Annotated in this window: 7 protein-coding genes; 5 read left to right on the forward strand and 2 right to left on the reverse strand. The window is 67.6% G+C overall.

The annotated features are described in order from the left end of the window. Positions 1 to 355: 355 nt before the first annotated feature. The 3 genes from GBZ26_RS07435 to GBZ26_RS07445 all read left to right on the forward strand — a co-directional run bounded on the left by GBZ26_RS07435 (position 356) and on the right by GBZ26_RS07445 (position 1,977). A complete protein-coding gene (locus tag GBZ26_RS07435) occupies positions 356 to 781 on the forward strand; it encodes a hypothetical protein (RefSeq protein ID WP_174438291.1) in 426 nt (141 codons plus the stop codon). A 21-nt stretch (positions 782 to 802) separates the two neighbouring features. Beyond that, positions 803 to 1,552 carry a Crp/Fnr family transcriptional regulator gene (locus GBZ26_RS07440; RefSeq protein WP_174438292.1) on the forward strand — a complete coding sequence of 250 codons (750 nt, stop codon included), beginning with the start codon at positions 803 to 805 and terminating at the stop codon, positions 1,550 to 1,552. A gap of 65 nt (positions 1,553 to 1,617) precedes the next feature. Then, a complete protein-coding gene (locus GBZ26_RS07445) occupies positions 1,618 to 1,977 on the forward strand; it encodes a hypothetical protein (RefSeq protein WP_174438293.1) in 360 nt (119 codons plus the stop codon). On the opposite strand, the gene GBZ26_RS07450 is transcribed toward GBZ26_RS07445, so the two are convergent. Together GBZ26_RS07450 and GBZ26_RS07455 are read right to left on the reverse strand one after the other, a co-directional pair. Next, positions 1,946 to 2,272: a c-type cytochrome gene (locus GBZ26_RS07450; RefSeq protein WP_174438294.1), complete on the reverse strand. Its 327-nt coding sequence runs from the start codon at positions 2,270 to 2,272 to the stop codon at positions 1,946 to 1,948. The two genes, GBZ26_RS07445 and GBZ26_RS07450, sit on opposite strands and share 32 nt — an antisense overlap. Next, complete coding sequence (locus tag GBZ26_RS07455) at positions 2,269 to 2,640, reverse strand: c-type cytochrome (RefSeq protein WP_174438295.1); 372 nt, start codon at positions 2,638 to 2,640, stop codon at positions 2,269 to 2,271. The genes GBZ26_RS07450 and GBZ26_RS07455 overlap by 4 nt, the downstream gene beginning before the upstream one ends. 804 nt (positions 2,641 to 3,444) lie before the next feature. Between GBZ26_RS07455 and GBZ26_RS07460 the strand changes: the two genes are divergently transcribed. Together GBZ26_RS07460 and GBZ26_RS07465 are read left to right on the forward strand one after the other, a co-directional pair. Next, positions 3,445 to 5,004, forward strand: a complete 1,560-nt coding sequence (locus tag GBZ26_RS07460) for a ShlB/FhaC/HecB family hemolysin secretion/activation protein (RefSeq protein ID WP_246654041.1) — start codon at positions 3,445 to 3,447, stop codon at positions 5,002 to 5,004. A 21-nt stretch (positions 5,005 to 5,025) separates the two neighbouring features. Next, positions 5,026 to 15,668, forward strand: a 10,643-nt coding sequence (locus GBZ26_RS07465; RefSeq protein WP_247884778.1) for a two-partner secretion domain-containing protein, incomplete at its 3' end; no start/stop codon positions are given.

A 15,668-nucleotide genomic window follows, 5' to 3' on the forward strand; every position in this document is an offset into this window, starting at 1 on the left:
TGCGTCGTGAAGATTTCTCTAACATGAATTATGTGTTCCGTCATAGTTCGTTTTATTATATTCTGTTATTTATGCTTCCACCAATTGCGTATGCTGCGGAAGGCGCGAAGGAATCTCGTCGGCCTATTTTGCGGTTATGTTTCGTCTCATTAGCATAGGCATGCCGGATGGTGATCCAGATCAAGTCGATCGGCGTCACAATGAGGGACTGTTGCCGTGATGAGCCCAAGCGTTGAAAGATCGGCGGCAAAAAACCGGCGGATGCGCCTCAGCGCCGCCCGAGTTTTCGATGCCACTTTTTCCCGATGAGGGCGGTGCTCAAGCTTAACCCCGGTGCATTGCACAGGAGGCGGCCATGATGCCGACCGGTGACCTTGCGGAAGTCGAGCATCTCCATGCCGAACTCATGAACGCGATTGCCTTGGCCCTGGCGAGCGGCAGGCATCGCGATCAGGAATTGCTGTTTCTCTTTCAGTGGGTACACGAGGTGGGGCAGACCGAAGCAATGGACCACCGCGTCCGGCCCTTAAGCGAGGCGCCGGACCGGACACTGGAGATGAACTGCCGGAGCGTGTTGCGGTCACTCGTCTGCACGCCGGCGCACACGCCTCTCGGGATTGCCGCGAAGCTGGCGGTCGCATGCGCGATGTTCGATGCTTTCAACGTGGCTCAGGAGGCGCCGGAAGGTCCTGTGGCGCCCCATGTCATTCTGTCCGCCTTTTTCGACGCCATGGCCCAGGCTCAGCTGCTTCCGCTGGAGCGGCCAAGCCTTTCGCACTGATTCCCGGTTGAGGAGGCGGTCATGCAATCAGACTGCCAAGCGTGCCCGCTGCGCCGTGACGGGTTGTGTGCAAGCGTTGCGGATGAGCAGTTGTCCAGCTGGGCGGCGATCAAACGCCCGGTCCGCACCATTCGCGCCGGCGCCAGCCTGTTCGTCGAAGGTGACGAAAACGAGATGCTCTACATCGTTCGCCGCGGCTGGGCGCTGGCGTCCATGATGCACGAGAACGGCCGGCGCCAGGTGCTGCGTTTCGTCATGCCGGGAAATCTGATCGGTTTCGAGCGGGCCCCCGACGGGGACATGCCCTGCACGGTTGAAGCGCTGACCGATCTGATCGTCTGTCCGATGCCACGCCACTCCCTGATGCGCTTTTGCCAACAGGCGCCGAACGTTGCCTTGCGGGTCGCCTCCTTGCTCGCCGCCGAAACCATCTCCGATTGGCGGCTCCTGGGCGGGCTCGGCACCCGCACCGCCGCGGAGCGGATTGCCCGGCTCCTGCTCGCCCTTTACAACCGGCAACGGCCGAGAACCGCACCGGACATTTCGGACGTGACATTGCCGATCAGTCAGGTCCTCATCGCCGATGCCACAGGGCTGACACCGGTCCATGTGTGTCGGACGCTCAAGGAGATGCGGACGGCCGGCCTGCTGTCCTTCGCGAAAGGGCACCTGCGTGTGCTCGATTGGGTGCGGCTTGCCGAACTGGCCGAGATGAGCGACGCCGCAACGCCTCAGCCATTGCCCAAGCAGGACGCGGCGTTGCCATTCTGAAATCCACGGGACCGGGATGGTCGCTCCAAGCTTTCCGGAAGCCATCCTTGAAACGGGGAAAGGTCATGAAGGCCGGCACGTCCTCCTCGGCCGCCTCATTGAGCAGGGCGGCCACCGAGACGATGCGGCCGCTCGGACGCGCCTTCGCCGCCCCCACCGGCATGATGCCGGGCAAGGCCGTCGAGCCGCGGGACGGGCCGATGCGCGCCCCCCTCCGCATCCAGGGCACCGAAACCGGCGTTTTCCCCGGCGCGCTGCCGGACGGGAGCGGACGGACCGGTCGTTTCGGATCGCGGTTCCCCGGTCAGGAGATGATCGCCCGGCACATGCACGTTCCCGAGGCGGAAGGAGCGGGCCTCGGGCCAGCGAACGGCCCGATCCGGAGAAACCCGCTCAGCGCGCCATTTCTTGCAGATAGGCGATGACGTCGTCGATCTCCGAGCGTGAAAGGTTCAGGTCGGGCATCGGCGGGTGAGGAGAGCTCAGCCATTGCCGCAGCCAGTTCGGGCTGCGGTTCGGATTGCGTGCGATGCTGGACAGGGTCGGCACCGCGTCGGTGCCGCGCACGACACGGCTGTCCGCATTGCCGTCCGCGGTTATGTGGCAGGCGGCGCACCAACGGTCGACGATGCTTCTGCCGGCTTCCGCGTCCGCCGCCTGGGTCACGTCCGCCACGGCGAAGCACGCCATCAGCACCCCCGCGCACAGGCCCGTCTTCATCGCGGGTCTCTTTTCAGGGACATCAGGTAGGCGACGACATCGTCGGTCTCCTCGGTGGACAGACGGATGTTCGGCATGACGGGGTGGGATGTCCGCAGGTAACTGCGCAGCGCCATTTCGGTGATCCCGGAATCATGCATTCGCTCCACCAGGTCCGGCGCAGCAAGGTCCTCTTGCATGGGGGGCGGCTTGGCCGTTGGCGGTTGCGACACACGATGGCACTCGCCGCAAACCTCCTCGACCAATTGGCGCCCAAAGCCGATGCTGCCCGGTCCGTCGGACGCAGCGTGTGCGACGGCGGCAACGATCAACGAGGCGATGATCGCTCCGACCGCTGGGCTGGGCAGTCGCCACGAAGTGTCGACCATGTCAGGCCTCCCTGTGCCACGGGGCTGGTGCAAGGGATAAGGCGTCTTGCGCAGAAATGGCGGCCGCCCGACGCTGGCGGCAAGCCGGAAAGAGTCTGCGACGATCAGATGAATGCTAGGGCTGGGGGGCGCCGGAAGTCCACTCTTCGTACGAGGTACACGGCGGGCAGGGCTCGGCAGGGCGCAGGACAAAAAGACGCAGGGCCCGTCACCGAGCCATGCCATGCCGCGCCCTGCCGTCGGGATGAGGTTCGTGTGGCGCGCGCCTCCGAACAGCAACTCAAGGTACAGGCTGGCCGCAGTGCCATGCCGTGGTTTCCCCAGCCGATCATCCGAACTCGATGAACCCTGCCGGCCATGAGCCGTCCGGGATTCCACGCATTCCCGTGAAGGGAGCGCCCGCGGCGCCCGCGGTCGGCGCGGTGTCCCGGCATGTTCGCCGTTCCGGCACCGCTCTCGACAAGGATGTGAATGTTACAAATTCCGACAAACTAGGACTAACACCCAATCCGAAATCGTATGATAGAAATGGCTACCTCAGATGGAGATCCGACGGGGTCTTCGTTAATCAAAGGTTAGCAACGACCATCGCGCGAAGGTATCGGTCCCATGAATTCGCCCACCAAAGCCGTCTCTTTCATCTCCGTCCTTAGTAAAGATGTGGGTAAGAGGCAAGCGTCATGGTGGGCCTGCTTCGCGGCAAGCGCTCTTCTTGCGAGTGTGGCGGTTCCGGCACTCGCGCAACAGCTGCCGGCGCAGCTCCCCTCGGGCGCGGAACCGCGTCCGGAGGCGCCGCGCCCGGTGATGCCGCTGCCCTCCGTGCCGGGCGGGGCGGTGACCGTGCCGAAGGCGCCCGCGGCGGAGGCGCCGGCGGGGGCCGAGAATTACCGCCTGACGTTGCGGGACGTCACCATCGAAGGCGCCACCGTCTACAGCCAGGACAGCCTCAAGGCCGCCTACCAGGACATGCTGGGACGCGAAGTGTCGGTGGCTGATCTGTTCAAGATCGCCAACGACATCGAGTTCCGCTACCGCAACGACGGCTTCATCACCAGCCGGGTCATCGTTCCCGCCCAGACGATCGAGGACGGCACCTTCCGCCTCCAGGTGGTCGAGGGCTTCGTGTCCGACATCACCTATCCCGACGACATCGGCCCGGCGCTCGCCGCGGTGAAGCGGCTGGTGGAGCCGCTGCGCGGCGTCAAGCCGATCAACGTCGCCGAGGTCGAGCGCCGCCTTCTCCTGGCGAACGACCTCGCCGGCCTGACCGTGCGCGCCAGCCTGGAACCGTCGCCGGACACGCTCGGCGCTTCGGTGGTGGTGGTGAAGACGGACCGCAAGGCGGTGGACGCCCTGGTGTCGGTCAGCAACCGCAACACGCCCTATCTCGGCACCGCCCAGACGACCGCGACGGCGGCGCTGAACTCCTTCGGGCCGAACGCCGACACGGTGAACCTCAGCGGGCGCGTGTCCTCCCCGGCGTCGCGGGCCTGGTCGGTCGGCGCCGGCTACCAGGCGCTGGTGACCGGCGACGGGCTGACCTTTTCCGCCACCGGCTCCTATTCGAAGTCACGGCCCGGCCTGACGCTGGACCCGCTGGACGTGGAAAGCTGGGTGGCGGCGGGCGTGGGGACGCTCAGCTACCCGGTGATCCGCTCGCGCCTGGAAAATCTCCGCGCCGTCGGCGAGTTCGAATACCGCGACGTGAACACCGACATTTCCGGCGACCGCTTCAACCGTGACCGCCTGCGCATCCTGCGCGGCGGTTTCAGCTATGACCGGACCGACGGCTGGGACGGCATCACCGCGGTGCGCGGCCTCGTCCACCAGGGGCTGGACATCCTCGACGCGACGAAGCTCGGCTCCGCCTACGCGTCGCGCGAGCGCGGCCGCAGCGACTTCACCAAGCTCACCGCCGACATCACCCGCGTGCAGCAGCTGCCGGCCAACTTCAGCATCCTGGCGACGGCCACCATGCAGGCCGCGGGCACGCCGCTGCTGGCCAGCGAGCAGATCGCGCTGGGCGGCCCGAGCTACGGCCGCGCCTTCGACGAGGGCGAGATCTCCGGCGACAGCGGCTGGGCCGGGTCGCTGGAGCTGCGCTACACGCCGGTGCTGCCGGACAACAGCTTCGCGCAGGCCGTCCAGATCTACGGCTTCGTCGATGGCGGCGAGGTGTGGAACCGCTCCAGCCTGGAGCAGAACAGCCGGAATTCGCTGGTCTCCGTGGGCGGCGGCGTGCGCGCCAGCCTCGTGGAACGGCTTTTCGCGACGCTTGAGATCGACAAGCCGCTGACCCGCCGCGTCGCGACCGAGGGCGACAAGGACATGCGGGTCTTCTTCAACATCACTGCGCAATACTGATAGGGCCGGGGGATACAGGACATGGGCAAGGGCAACGTCACCAACACTCCCGGCATCACCGAGATTCCCGGCGCGCGCCGTCACCGGCAGACGCTGCGCCAGCGGCTGCTGCTGTCGTCCGCGACGGAGGCGCCCCAGAGGGGGAGCGGCACCCGGCGCCAGCGCCGCGCGGCGAAGGCCAAGGGTGGCATCGACTTCGCGCGGCTGGCGCTGCGCAGCGTGATCGGCGTGGCGCTGTCCACCCTGTTCGCGGGCGCCGCCTACGCCAACCCGCTGGACGGCACCGTCACCGCGGGCGCGGCGACCATCCGGTCGGCGACCCCGAAGTCGATGGAGATCCTGCAGTCCACCGACAAGGCCATCATCAACTGGAAGTCCTTCAGCATCGACGCCGGTGAGAAGGTCACCTTCCAGCAGCCGTCGGCCTCCAGCGTCACGCTGAACCGGGTCACCGGCGCCGACCCGTCCAAGATCATGGGCAGCCTGTCGGCCAACGGCACGGTCATGCTGGTCAACCCCAACGGCGTGGTGATCGGCGCCGGGGCGAAGGTGGACGTCGGCGGGCTGGTGGCGACGACCGCGAACATCTCCGACGCCAACTTCATGGCGGGCAAGTACCAGTTCGACCAGGCCTCCACCAAGCCGAACGCCATGGTGGTCAACGAGGGCGACATCACCGTCAAGGACAGCGGCCTCGCCGCCCTGGTGGCCCCGCACGTCCGCAACTCCGGCGTCATCCGCGCGAAGCTGGGCAAGGTCGCGCTGGGCGGTGCGGAGACCTTCACGCTCGACTTCCACGGCGACGGGCTGATCAGCTTCGACGCCAGCTCCGCCGTCAAGACGGTGGCGAAGGACGCGGACGGCAAGCCGGTCGCGGCGCTGGTCGTCAATTCCGGAGAGATCGCCGCCGAGGGCGGCAGCGTCACCCTGTCGGCGCGCGCCGTGAAGGGCGTGATCGACAACGTCATCAACACCGACGGCGTCATCAAGGCCACCTCGGTCGGCAGCGCCAACGGCAAGATCGTCCTGTCGGGCGGCGACAACGGCAAGGTCACCATCGGCGGCACCGTCGATGCCAGCGGGCGCGGGGAGGGGCAGACCGGCGGCACCGTCGTCGCCACCGGCGCCGAGATCGCCGTGAAGAAGAACGCCCGCGTCGACGCCTCCGGCAGCAAGGGCGGCGGCGAGGTCGCCATCGGCAGCAAGACGGGCCGCTCCGGCACCTGGTCGGACAAGGTGACGGTGGAGGCCGGGGCCACCCTGTCCGCCGACGCCGTCAAGTCCGGCAAGGGCGGCAGTGTGACGGTGCTGTCGCAGAAAAGCACAAAACACGCTGGTAAAATCACCGCCCGCGGCGGCGCCGAGGGCGGCGACGGCGGCTTCGCCGAGGTGTCCAGCCACAAGGACATCACGCTGACCGGCAGCGTCGACCTGTCCGCGCCGAAGGGCGCGGCCGGCACCTTCCTGCTCGACCCGGAAAGCCTGCGCATCGTCAGCTCCGCCGGAGGCAGCCAGGACGGCGCCGCCGGCGACGGCACGATCGGCGTCAACGATCCCAACCTGGGCAGCGGGGACGCCGTCAACACGGTGTCGAAGCAGGTTCTGGAAAGCATCGCCGGCAACGCGAACATCGTGCTGGAGGCGTCGGGCCAGATCACGGTGGAGACCAGCCTCGACCTTCAAACCATCGCCGGCCACAGCTTCACCCTGCGGTCGCTGACCAGCGGTGGGATCGCCTTCACCGACGCCAGCTACGAGATCCGCACCAACGGCGGCGACATCGTGCTGGAAGCCAACGGCATGGCCAGCAGCCTGACCAACATCGGCAAGCTGACGACCCGCGGCGGCGCGGTGCGGCTGACGGCCACCGACAATGTCCAGCTCGGCAACCTGATCGACACCACGCCGGTCTCGGGAAGCGCCGGGGCGGTCTCCGTCAACGCCCAGAGCGGGACGCTGACCGCGTTGGACGCCGGCCGGATCGTCGGCGGCCCGGTCACCCTGACCGCCGGCAGCGCCATCGGCGCCAGCGGCGCGGCTGTGTCGACCAGCAGCACCCAACTCTCCCTGGTCACCGGCGGCAACCTGTTCGTCACCAACGACCAGACGCTGACCGACCTCTCCGTCACCAGCACGCACCGGACGGTCGGGGTCGACAGCCAGTTCTTCCTGGCCTCCACGGGCCTGATCTTCACCGTCACCGATTCCTCCGGCAGCACCGCGCTCGACACGATCAGCCAGGTCGGCGGCCTGAACAGCCTCGCCTTCCGCGGTGACCGGAACATCCAGGTCGGCACGGTCAACGCCGGAGCGGGGGCCGTCGCGCTGACCAGCACCGGCGGCAACATCACCGGCACCGGCGCGAGCCTGCTGACCGGCGGCGCGCTGACGTTGACGGCCCGTGGCTCCTCGGGCAGCAACGGCGCCATCGGCACGTCGTTGCAGGCGCTGAACACCGCCGGCGGCAGCCTGACCGCGACCGCCGGCAGCGGCGGCATCAATTTGTCGAACACCGGCGCGCTGGCCCTGGCCAGCCTGACCAGCGGCGGCGCCACCACCGTCGCTGCCACCGGCAACCTGACGGTCGGCGCGGTGACCAGCGGCGGTGTGCTGTACTTGAGCAGCGGCGGCAGCATCCTGAACGACGCCGACGCCTCGACCACCATCAGCTCCTACAGCCTGGTCCTGAACGCCGCCGGCAGCGTCGGCACCAGCGGTTCGGCTCTGACCGCCAGCTCCTACAACATCGACGCCACCTCCGGCGTGGGCGGCGTCTACCTGACGACGTCGGGCTCGGCGGTGCTGGGTTCCCTCGTCTCGACCGATGGCGACATCGCGATCACCACCGGCGGCACCACCGCCATCGGGACGATCACCAGCGCCAACGGGACCAGCAACATCGCCGTCACGGCGAACGGCACGGCGTCCGACATCTCTGCGACCACGGTCGATGCCGGGGCCGACGGCGACGTCACCCTCACCACCGCCAACGGCAGCATCACCGCCCTGTCCGGCACGATCACCGGCGACAACGTTACCCTTGCCGCCGGGGGCAACTCCTCCACCGTGACGGTGAACACCGCGGCGAAGCGGCTGACGGTCACCAACATGGCGGGCAACGTCACGGTCATGCAGACCGGCGCTGTGACGGTGGACAACATCACCTCCGCCAGCACGTCGGTCTCGCTCACCGTCACCGGCGGCGCCGCCACGCTGGGGACGATCAAGGCGTCGACCACCGGTGCGATCTCCGTGACGGCGACCGGCGGCGCCATCCTGGGCAAGGACGCCAGCAACCGGCTGTCCGCCGGCGCCATCAGCCTGAGCACGGACGGCGCCATCGGGACTCTCGGCACGCATCTGCGCACCTCGACGGGGTCGCTGACGCTGAGCAACGTCGGGAATCTGTATCTCGACAACAGCGGCGTGATCCTGACCGGCCTGTCGATCACCAACCGTCATGTCGGCACGACCGCCAACGCGCTGGAGCTCACCTCCGAATACTTCAACTTCGTGGTCGGCGACAACGGCACCGCGACCATCCTGGAGGCGGTCGGCAGCCCGAAGCTGAAAACCCTCAGCTTCAACAGCGACATCGACCTGATCGTCGGCGAACTGGCGACGGTGGGCGCGGGCGGCACGGTCACGCTGACTTCCACCGCCGGCAACATCCTGGACGACGGCAGCAGGAACACGGGGGTCAGCGCCGAGACCATAAAGCTGAGCGCCGCGGCGGGCAGCCTGGGCGACGCCAACACTCCGCTGGTGCTCAACGCCACGAAGCTGACGCTGACCACCGGCGGCAACCTGCATGTCACCAACCTGTCCGACATGGCGGAGCTGACCGTCACCAGCACCCATGCCGATACGACGGTGGTGAACAGCTACTCGATCACCGCGCCGAACTTCGCCTTTGACCTGACCGACGACGCCACCAACGGCTATCTGCTGCGCACGCTGGTGGACACCACCGGCCAGATCTTCTCCTTCAAGGGCGACCGCGACATCCGGCTGGGCCGGGTCGATCTGACCTACAAGAACGGTGTCCTTCCCGACAACGGCACGCCCTCGCCCAGCGAGACCTACAGCATCTTCAACGCCGAGACGACGAACGGCTCCATCCTGGACGACGGCTCGAAGACCACCGTGGTACTGGCCGGGTCGGTCAATCTGGTCGCCAGCAAGGCCATCGGCCGCGGCACGGGCACCGAGTATCTGGACGTCGTCACCCCCGTCCTGAACGCCCGCGCGTCGGACGGCGGCATCTACATCACCCTGCCGACCTCGACGGGTGTCAGCAACGAGAAGAACCTCATCACGCTGGGCAGCCGCTTCTTCAGCGCCGCCAACAACCCCATCGTGGTGACGGCGACCTGGGGCGACATCGCCTTCGGCTCCAGCTTCTCGTCCAGCGCCAGCAGCGACATCACGGTGACGGCGACCAACGGGTCGATCCTGAACCCGAACAGTGGCGGCCTGCGCGCCAGCGACACCGGAACGGTGACCCTCACCGCCGGCAAGGACATCGGTTCGTCGGACAAGGCGGTGAACGCGCAGGCCGGTACGGTCGTGGCCAACGCCGGCGGTTCGATCTGGCTCGGCCTGGGCACCGGCGCGACGAGCCTGAACAGCCTGACGGCCGGCGGCGACATCACCGTCACGAAGTCCAGCGGCACCATGACCGTCGGATCGGTCAACGCCAACAACGGCACCGGAACGGTCACGCTGACGAACAGCAGCGGCAACATCCAGGACGATTCGAACAGCGCGACGCTCATTGCCGCCGGCAAGGTCATCCTGAGCGCCAACGGCAGCGTCGGCGGCACCAGCGCGCTGAATCTGGCGACGGCGAACCTGTCGATCGCGACGGGCGGGTCCATCGGCGTGACCAACACGATGGCGCTGACCGATCTCACCCTGACGCGCGGCTCCTACTCCGGCGGCACCATCGGGATCACCACGGTCAACGGGCAGGTCTTCACCCTGTCGGACAGCTCGTCGCAGTCCACGATCCAGACCGTCACCAGCAGCACGCCGCTGAACTTCGCCTTCAACTCGCAGCGCGCGGTCAAGGTCGGCACCGTCAACGTCGGAACGGGCGGCAGCGTCGCCATCGTCTCGTCCAGCGGCGTCACCAACACCGGCAACGGCAGCAAGATCACCGCGGGCAAGGTGTCGCTGGAGGCGGGGACGACCTCCTCCATCGGCGCCTCGACCCTCTACGGAGCGATCAGCCTCGACACCGGCGACCTGTCGCTGACCGCCGGGCGAGACCTCTACGTCGACAACAACGGGCGCGCCTTCGGCAGCCTGGCGATCACCAGCACGAACGCCACCACGGCCCCCGAGACCAAGAGCACCTTCTCCATCGGCAGCACCGGTTCCCAGATCTATTCGCTGGCCGACAGCGGCACCACGCATTCGATCGACATCACGGGAGCGGGCAACAGCAACTTCAGCTTCTCCGGCAAGAAGAAGATCGTTGTTTCCGAGATCGTCGCCACCGGCGGATCGGTCAGCCTGACGACGGCGGGCGGCGGGGCGAACTCGACGATCACCATGTCGGGCGGCGGGGCCATCCTGGCGTCCTCCGTGACCCTGTCGGCCAACGGCACCGGTGCCGACGGCGGTTCCATCGGCACCAGCACGCGGGCGGTGAAGACCTCCGCCTCGTCGCTGACCTTGGTGACCAACGGCGACCTTTACATCAACAACAGCAGCACCGCGCTGACCGCGCTGGACGTCACGGTCGCGCACAAGTTGAACACTGACACCGGGACCTACCAGTTCAGCAACCTCGGTACCGGCCGCAGTTTCGCGGTGTCCGAGAGTGGCGGCGTTCAGACCCTGACGCTGTCGACCGGCGCCGGCAGCATGGATCTGCGCTACAGCGTGGACCGCAGCATCATTGCCGGCACCATCGACGCCGGGACCGACGCCACCGGCTCCGTGACTCTGGTCACCACCGGGGCGAGTGTCGGTGCGCCGTCCATCAACGGATCGGGGACGATCACGGCGGGGAAGGTCACGCTGGTCGCCACGGGCAGCAACAGCAACATCGGCGGCACCACCGCGGTGCTGACCAGCACGAGGAAGCTGGCCATCACGTCGGGCGGCAACGTGTCGGTCAACAACGGCCAGAACGTCGCTCTGTCCGAACTGACGCTGGATTTCCGGCACCAGAGGTCCAACAGCGCCGCCAACAGCTACAGCATCCTTTCGAAGGACCTGACCGCCAACTTCAGCGATTCGACGTCGCAAACCGGCCTGACGGTGACGAACGTCACGCAGAGCGGGCTGAAGCTGGGGATCACCAACGACAAGGCTATGCAGATCACCAAGATCGACGTCGGCACCACCGGCACCGTCGATCTGACCACCACCAACGGCACCTCCATCAATGGGACGGGCAACGGCACCGCGGTCACGGCCGACAGCCTGACGATGACCACCTCGTCCGCCGGCGCCGCGACGACGATCAACACCAAGATCAACACGCTGTCGGCCAACCTGACCGGCTCGCTGAACCTCAGCAATTCGGGCAACCTGACGCTGAAGGGCGTTTCGGCCAATTCGGCGGAGATCGCCGTCACCAACAACGGGTCGCTTCTCCAGAGCGGAAGCACGCTGCTGCGCGCGGACAGGGTGACGCTGACGGTTGAAGGCGGCTCGATCGGGGCGTCCGGCACGTCGCTGCTGACCGAGACGCAGACTTTGAAGGTGACCGCCGGTCGCAACGTTCATCTGACGAACAGCGCCGACCTGTACGCCCTCGACCTCGAGGTCAAGCACGCCTCCGCCGGGACGCAGAACGTCTACGACATCCGGTCGGAGGGGCTGACCTTCGCGCTGACCGACACCAACACCGGCAGCCAGTACACGCTTGGCAGCGCCGTGGACAGGAGCGGCCTCGACTTCACCTTCAAGAGCGACAACAGCGTCGCCCTGGGGACGATCGACGGCGGCCTGTCCCGCAAGGTGTCCATCGAGACCACCGGCACCGGCAAGGACATCCTCAGCAACGGCAGCTCGATCGTGACCGCCGGCACGGTCACCCTCACCTCGAGCGGCGGGATCGGTCAGGCGGGATCGTCGTCCAACCACATCACGACGATGGCCGACACGCTGGTGCTGACCACGGCGACCGACGCGTTCGTGGACAACGGCCAGGATTTGACCGCGCTGTCGCTGACCAGCAAGCGGACGACCGGCGCCGGCACCTATCAGATCACCGCGCCGCAGCTCGTCTTCACCATGACGGACGACGGCACCACCACCACGCTGACCGAACTGACCGACAGCACGGGCCTCGCCTTCAAGCTGGACGCCCAGCGCGCGCTGTCCATCGGCACGCTGAACGTGCAGAACTGGGGCACCGTCGACCTGAGCAGCGCCGGGAGCATCCTGGGCGCCGCCTCGGCGGTGGCGGACAACCCGGCCAACCGCATCACCGCGGGCACCGCGACCTTCACCTCCACCGGCGGCGCCATTGGCTCCTCCACCAACAAGATCCATCTGTCGTCGTCGTCCGCGACCTTCAACGTCACCGGTGACCTCTACGTCGAATCCGACACCCGCATCGGCACGCTGAAGATCAAGAGCAGTTCGTCCAACATCGACAACCGCACCTACAGCCTGACCTCGGTCAACACGTCCGGCTCGGCCATCTCGCTGATCGGCGCCGAGAACAGCGCCCAGACGATCCTGGCCGCGCTGACCGGCGGCAGCGGCGAGCGCTTCTCCTTCGACAGCCATCGCGAGATGGTCGTCGGCGGCATGGATGTCGGCAAGACCGGCGCGATCGCCCTGACCGCAGGCCCCGGCATCCGCGGGAACGGCCATGCGGTCGTCAAGATCAACGCCGGCGTCGTGGCCCTGAACGCTTCCAACGGCGTGGTCGGTGATCAAGGGGGTGCGTTCATCAGCATCACCGCCGGCAACCTGTCGGTGAACGCCAACAACGGCGCCGTGATCAACCTGCACGGTTCGACGGTCATCGACGCCATGAATCTGGCCGGCGCGCTGACCCTGACCAACTCCACCGGCGACATCGCGCTCGGCTCCATCTCCATGGGCGGCGCCAACGCGTTCATCAACAACCAGGGCGGCTCGATCCTCAGCGGCTCGATCAGCGGCAGCAATCTGGTGAACCTGACGGCAAGCGGGTCCATCGGCAGCGACAGCGCCATCTCGACGTCGGCCGGTACCGGCGGCACCACGACGCTGACCGCCAGCGCCGCCGGCAGCATCGCGGTGTCGGAATCCAAGAACCTGATCGCCCAGTCCGTGGTCAGCACCGGCGGCGGCGCCATCACGCTGTCCAGCGGCTCCACCGGCACCTACACCCTGACCGCCGGGACCATCACCACGACCGGTGCGGTGGCGCTGACCAGCTATAACGGCAACATCCTCGGCAGCAACGGCAATCTGGTGACCGGCGGCAGCGTCCTGCTGTCCGCGGCCAACGGCGCCATCGCCGACACGGGCGCGACGCTCAACGTCGCCACCACCGACCTGACGATCAAGACGCCCGGCACCTTCAAGGTCGCCGACACGCTCGACCTCGCCAAGCTGACCATCGACCGCACGGCGGCCACGACGGGAGGCTCCTCCTCCGGCACGATGAGCCTGACGGCCCTCAATCTGGTCTGGAACGTCACGGACGGCGGCGGCTCCACCATCTTCACCACGTTGACCGACAGCACCGGCCTGGACTTCACCTACAAGGCGCCTGGCGAGATCGGCATCGGCACGATCGACACCGGCGCATCCAGCACGGTCAGCCTGACGGCGGGCGGAAACAACACGACCGTCGGCCACATCAGCGGGTTGGACAGCTCCTCCACCATCACCGCCGGCTCCCTGACGCTGGTCGCGCAGAAGAGGACCACCGAGCTGGGCGACAGCAGCGCCATCGGCAGCAGCACGACGGCGCTGGGGCTGAACGTCTCCAACCTGACGGCCAGCAGCGGCTCCGGCGGCCTGTTCGTGAAGAACGCGGCAGGGCTGAGCCTCAGCTCCATCACCACGGGCGGCGCCCTGACGGTGATCGCGGCGACCGGCGACCTGACCCTCTCCAACCTCTCCTACGACACCAGCAAGGCGCTGACCCTGACGGCGACGACCGGCCGGATCCTCAACGGCGACTCCAGCCTGAGCCTCGGCAACGGCAGCACCACGCTGACGGCGGGGGCCGGCATCGGCACGGCGGACTCGGCGCTGAAGATCTCGAACTTCGGCACCGGGACGCTGACCACCAACGTCACGGGCGCGGGCGGCGTCTATCTCAACATCGCCGGATCGCTGACCGGCGGGCTGAGCGCCGCCGTCCACAACGGTCCGGTGGTGGTGTCGAGCAGCGGCAACATCACGCTGACCAACGTCGCCATCGCCACCGACGCGGCCGGCAACTCCATCACCGTGACCTCGACCGGCGGCAACATCACCGCCGGAACGGTGACGGCGGGCGCCAACGACGGTCTGGTCACGCTGAGCGCCACCGGCGGCGGCAAGATCCTGGCCGCCAGCGGCGGTTCCGCGGTCACCGCCAAGACCGTCGCGCTGAACGGTGCCGGCGGCATCGGCACCTCCTCCGCCCGCGTCGGCGTGGGCGGCGCCCAGTTGCAGGTGAACGGCGGGGCGGGCGACATCTATCTGAGCACGACCGGCGCCTCCTCGCTCGCCTACGCCGCGACGACCGGCGGCAAGATCGACGTGCAGGCGGGCGACCGCCTCCAGGTGGTCAACGCTAGCACCGCCGGCGGGGCGATCACGATCTCCTCTTCCGCCGTGGACGCCGACATCATCGCCGGCAGCATCAACGCCGGCATGGGTGCGGTCACCCTCAGCTCCACCGGGGGCGGGGTGTATGACGACGGTCTCGCCGAGACGCGGATCGTCGGCGGCACCGTGTCGCTGACCGGCGGCAAGGGCGTCGGCACCTCCACCCGCTCGGTCCAGACCACCACCGACGGCCTGACCCTGGCGAGCGCCACCGGCAGCGTCTATGTGACCGACGCCTCCACCGGCGGCGTCACCGTCACTTCGGCCACCGCCTCCAACGGCTCGGTCACCATCGAGTCCGCCGGCACGATGACGGTCCAGTCGGTGTCGGCCAACACCTCCAGCGGAGCGGTCGCCCTGACCGCCGCCGGCTCCATCCTGGGCAGCGGCAACGGCACCCATGTGACCGGCCATTCGGCCAGCCTGATCGCCACCGGCGGCGACATCGGCACTGTCACCAACGCGGCCACCGGCGCCGGCACGCCGCTGAAGATGGACGTGGCCAGCCTGACCGGCCTGACCGCCAACGGCACTACGCCGGTCATCTCGGTGGACAACGTCAACAGCGCCGCCCTGACGCTGGGTAGCAACCTCGTCACCCTGGGGGCGGGCGGATCCGCCTACATCCGCACCGCCGGCAACCTGGACGCCAGCGCCGGCCTGTCGATGACCAGCGGCAACCTGCTGCTGCAGTCCGGCGGGGTGCTGACCCTGCCGACCACGGCGATCAACCTCGGCACGGGCGCGCTGACGCTGAAGGGCACCACCGACGTGGTGGCCGCTGGCGGTTCGCCGCGGTCGCTGTCGATCACCGCGGGCTCGCTGACCTTCGCCAGCGGCTCCAACGGCGGCGATACGACCCTCAACACCACGGTCGACAC

It is taken from the genome of Azospirillum formosense (assembly GCF_013340925.1).
GTDB lineage: Bacteria > Pseudomonadota > Alphaproteobacteria > Azospirillales > Azospirillaceae > Azospirillum > Azospirillum formosense.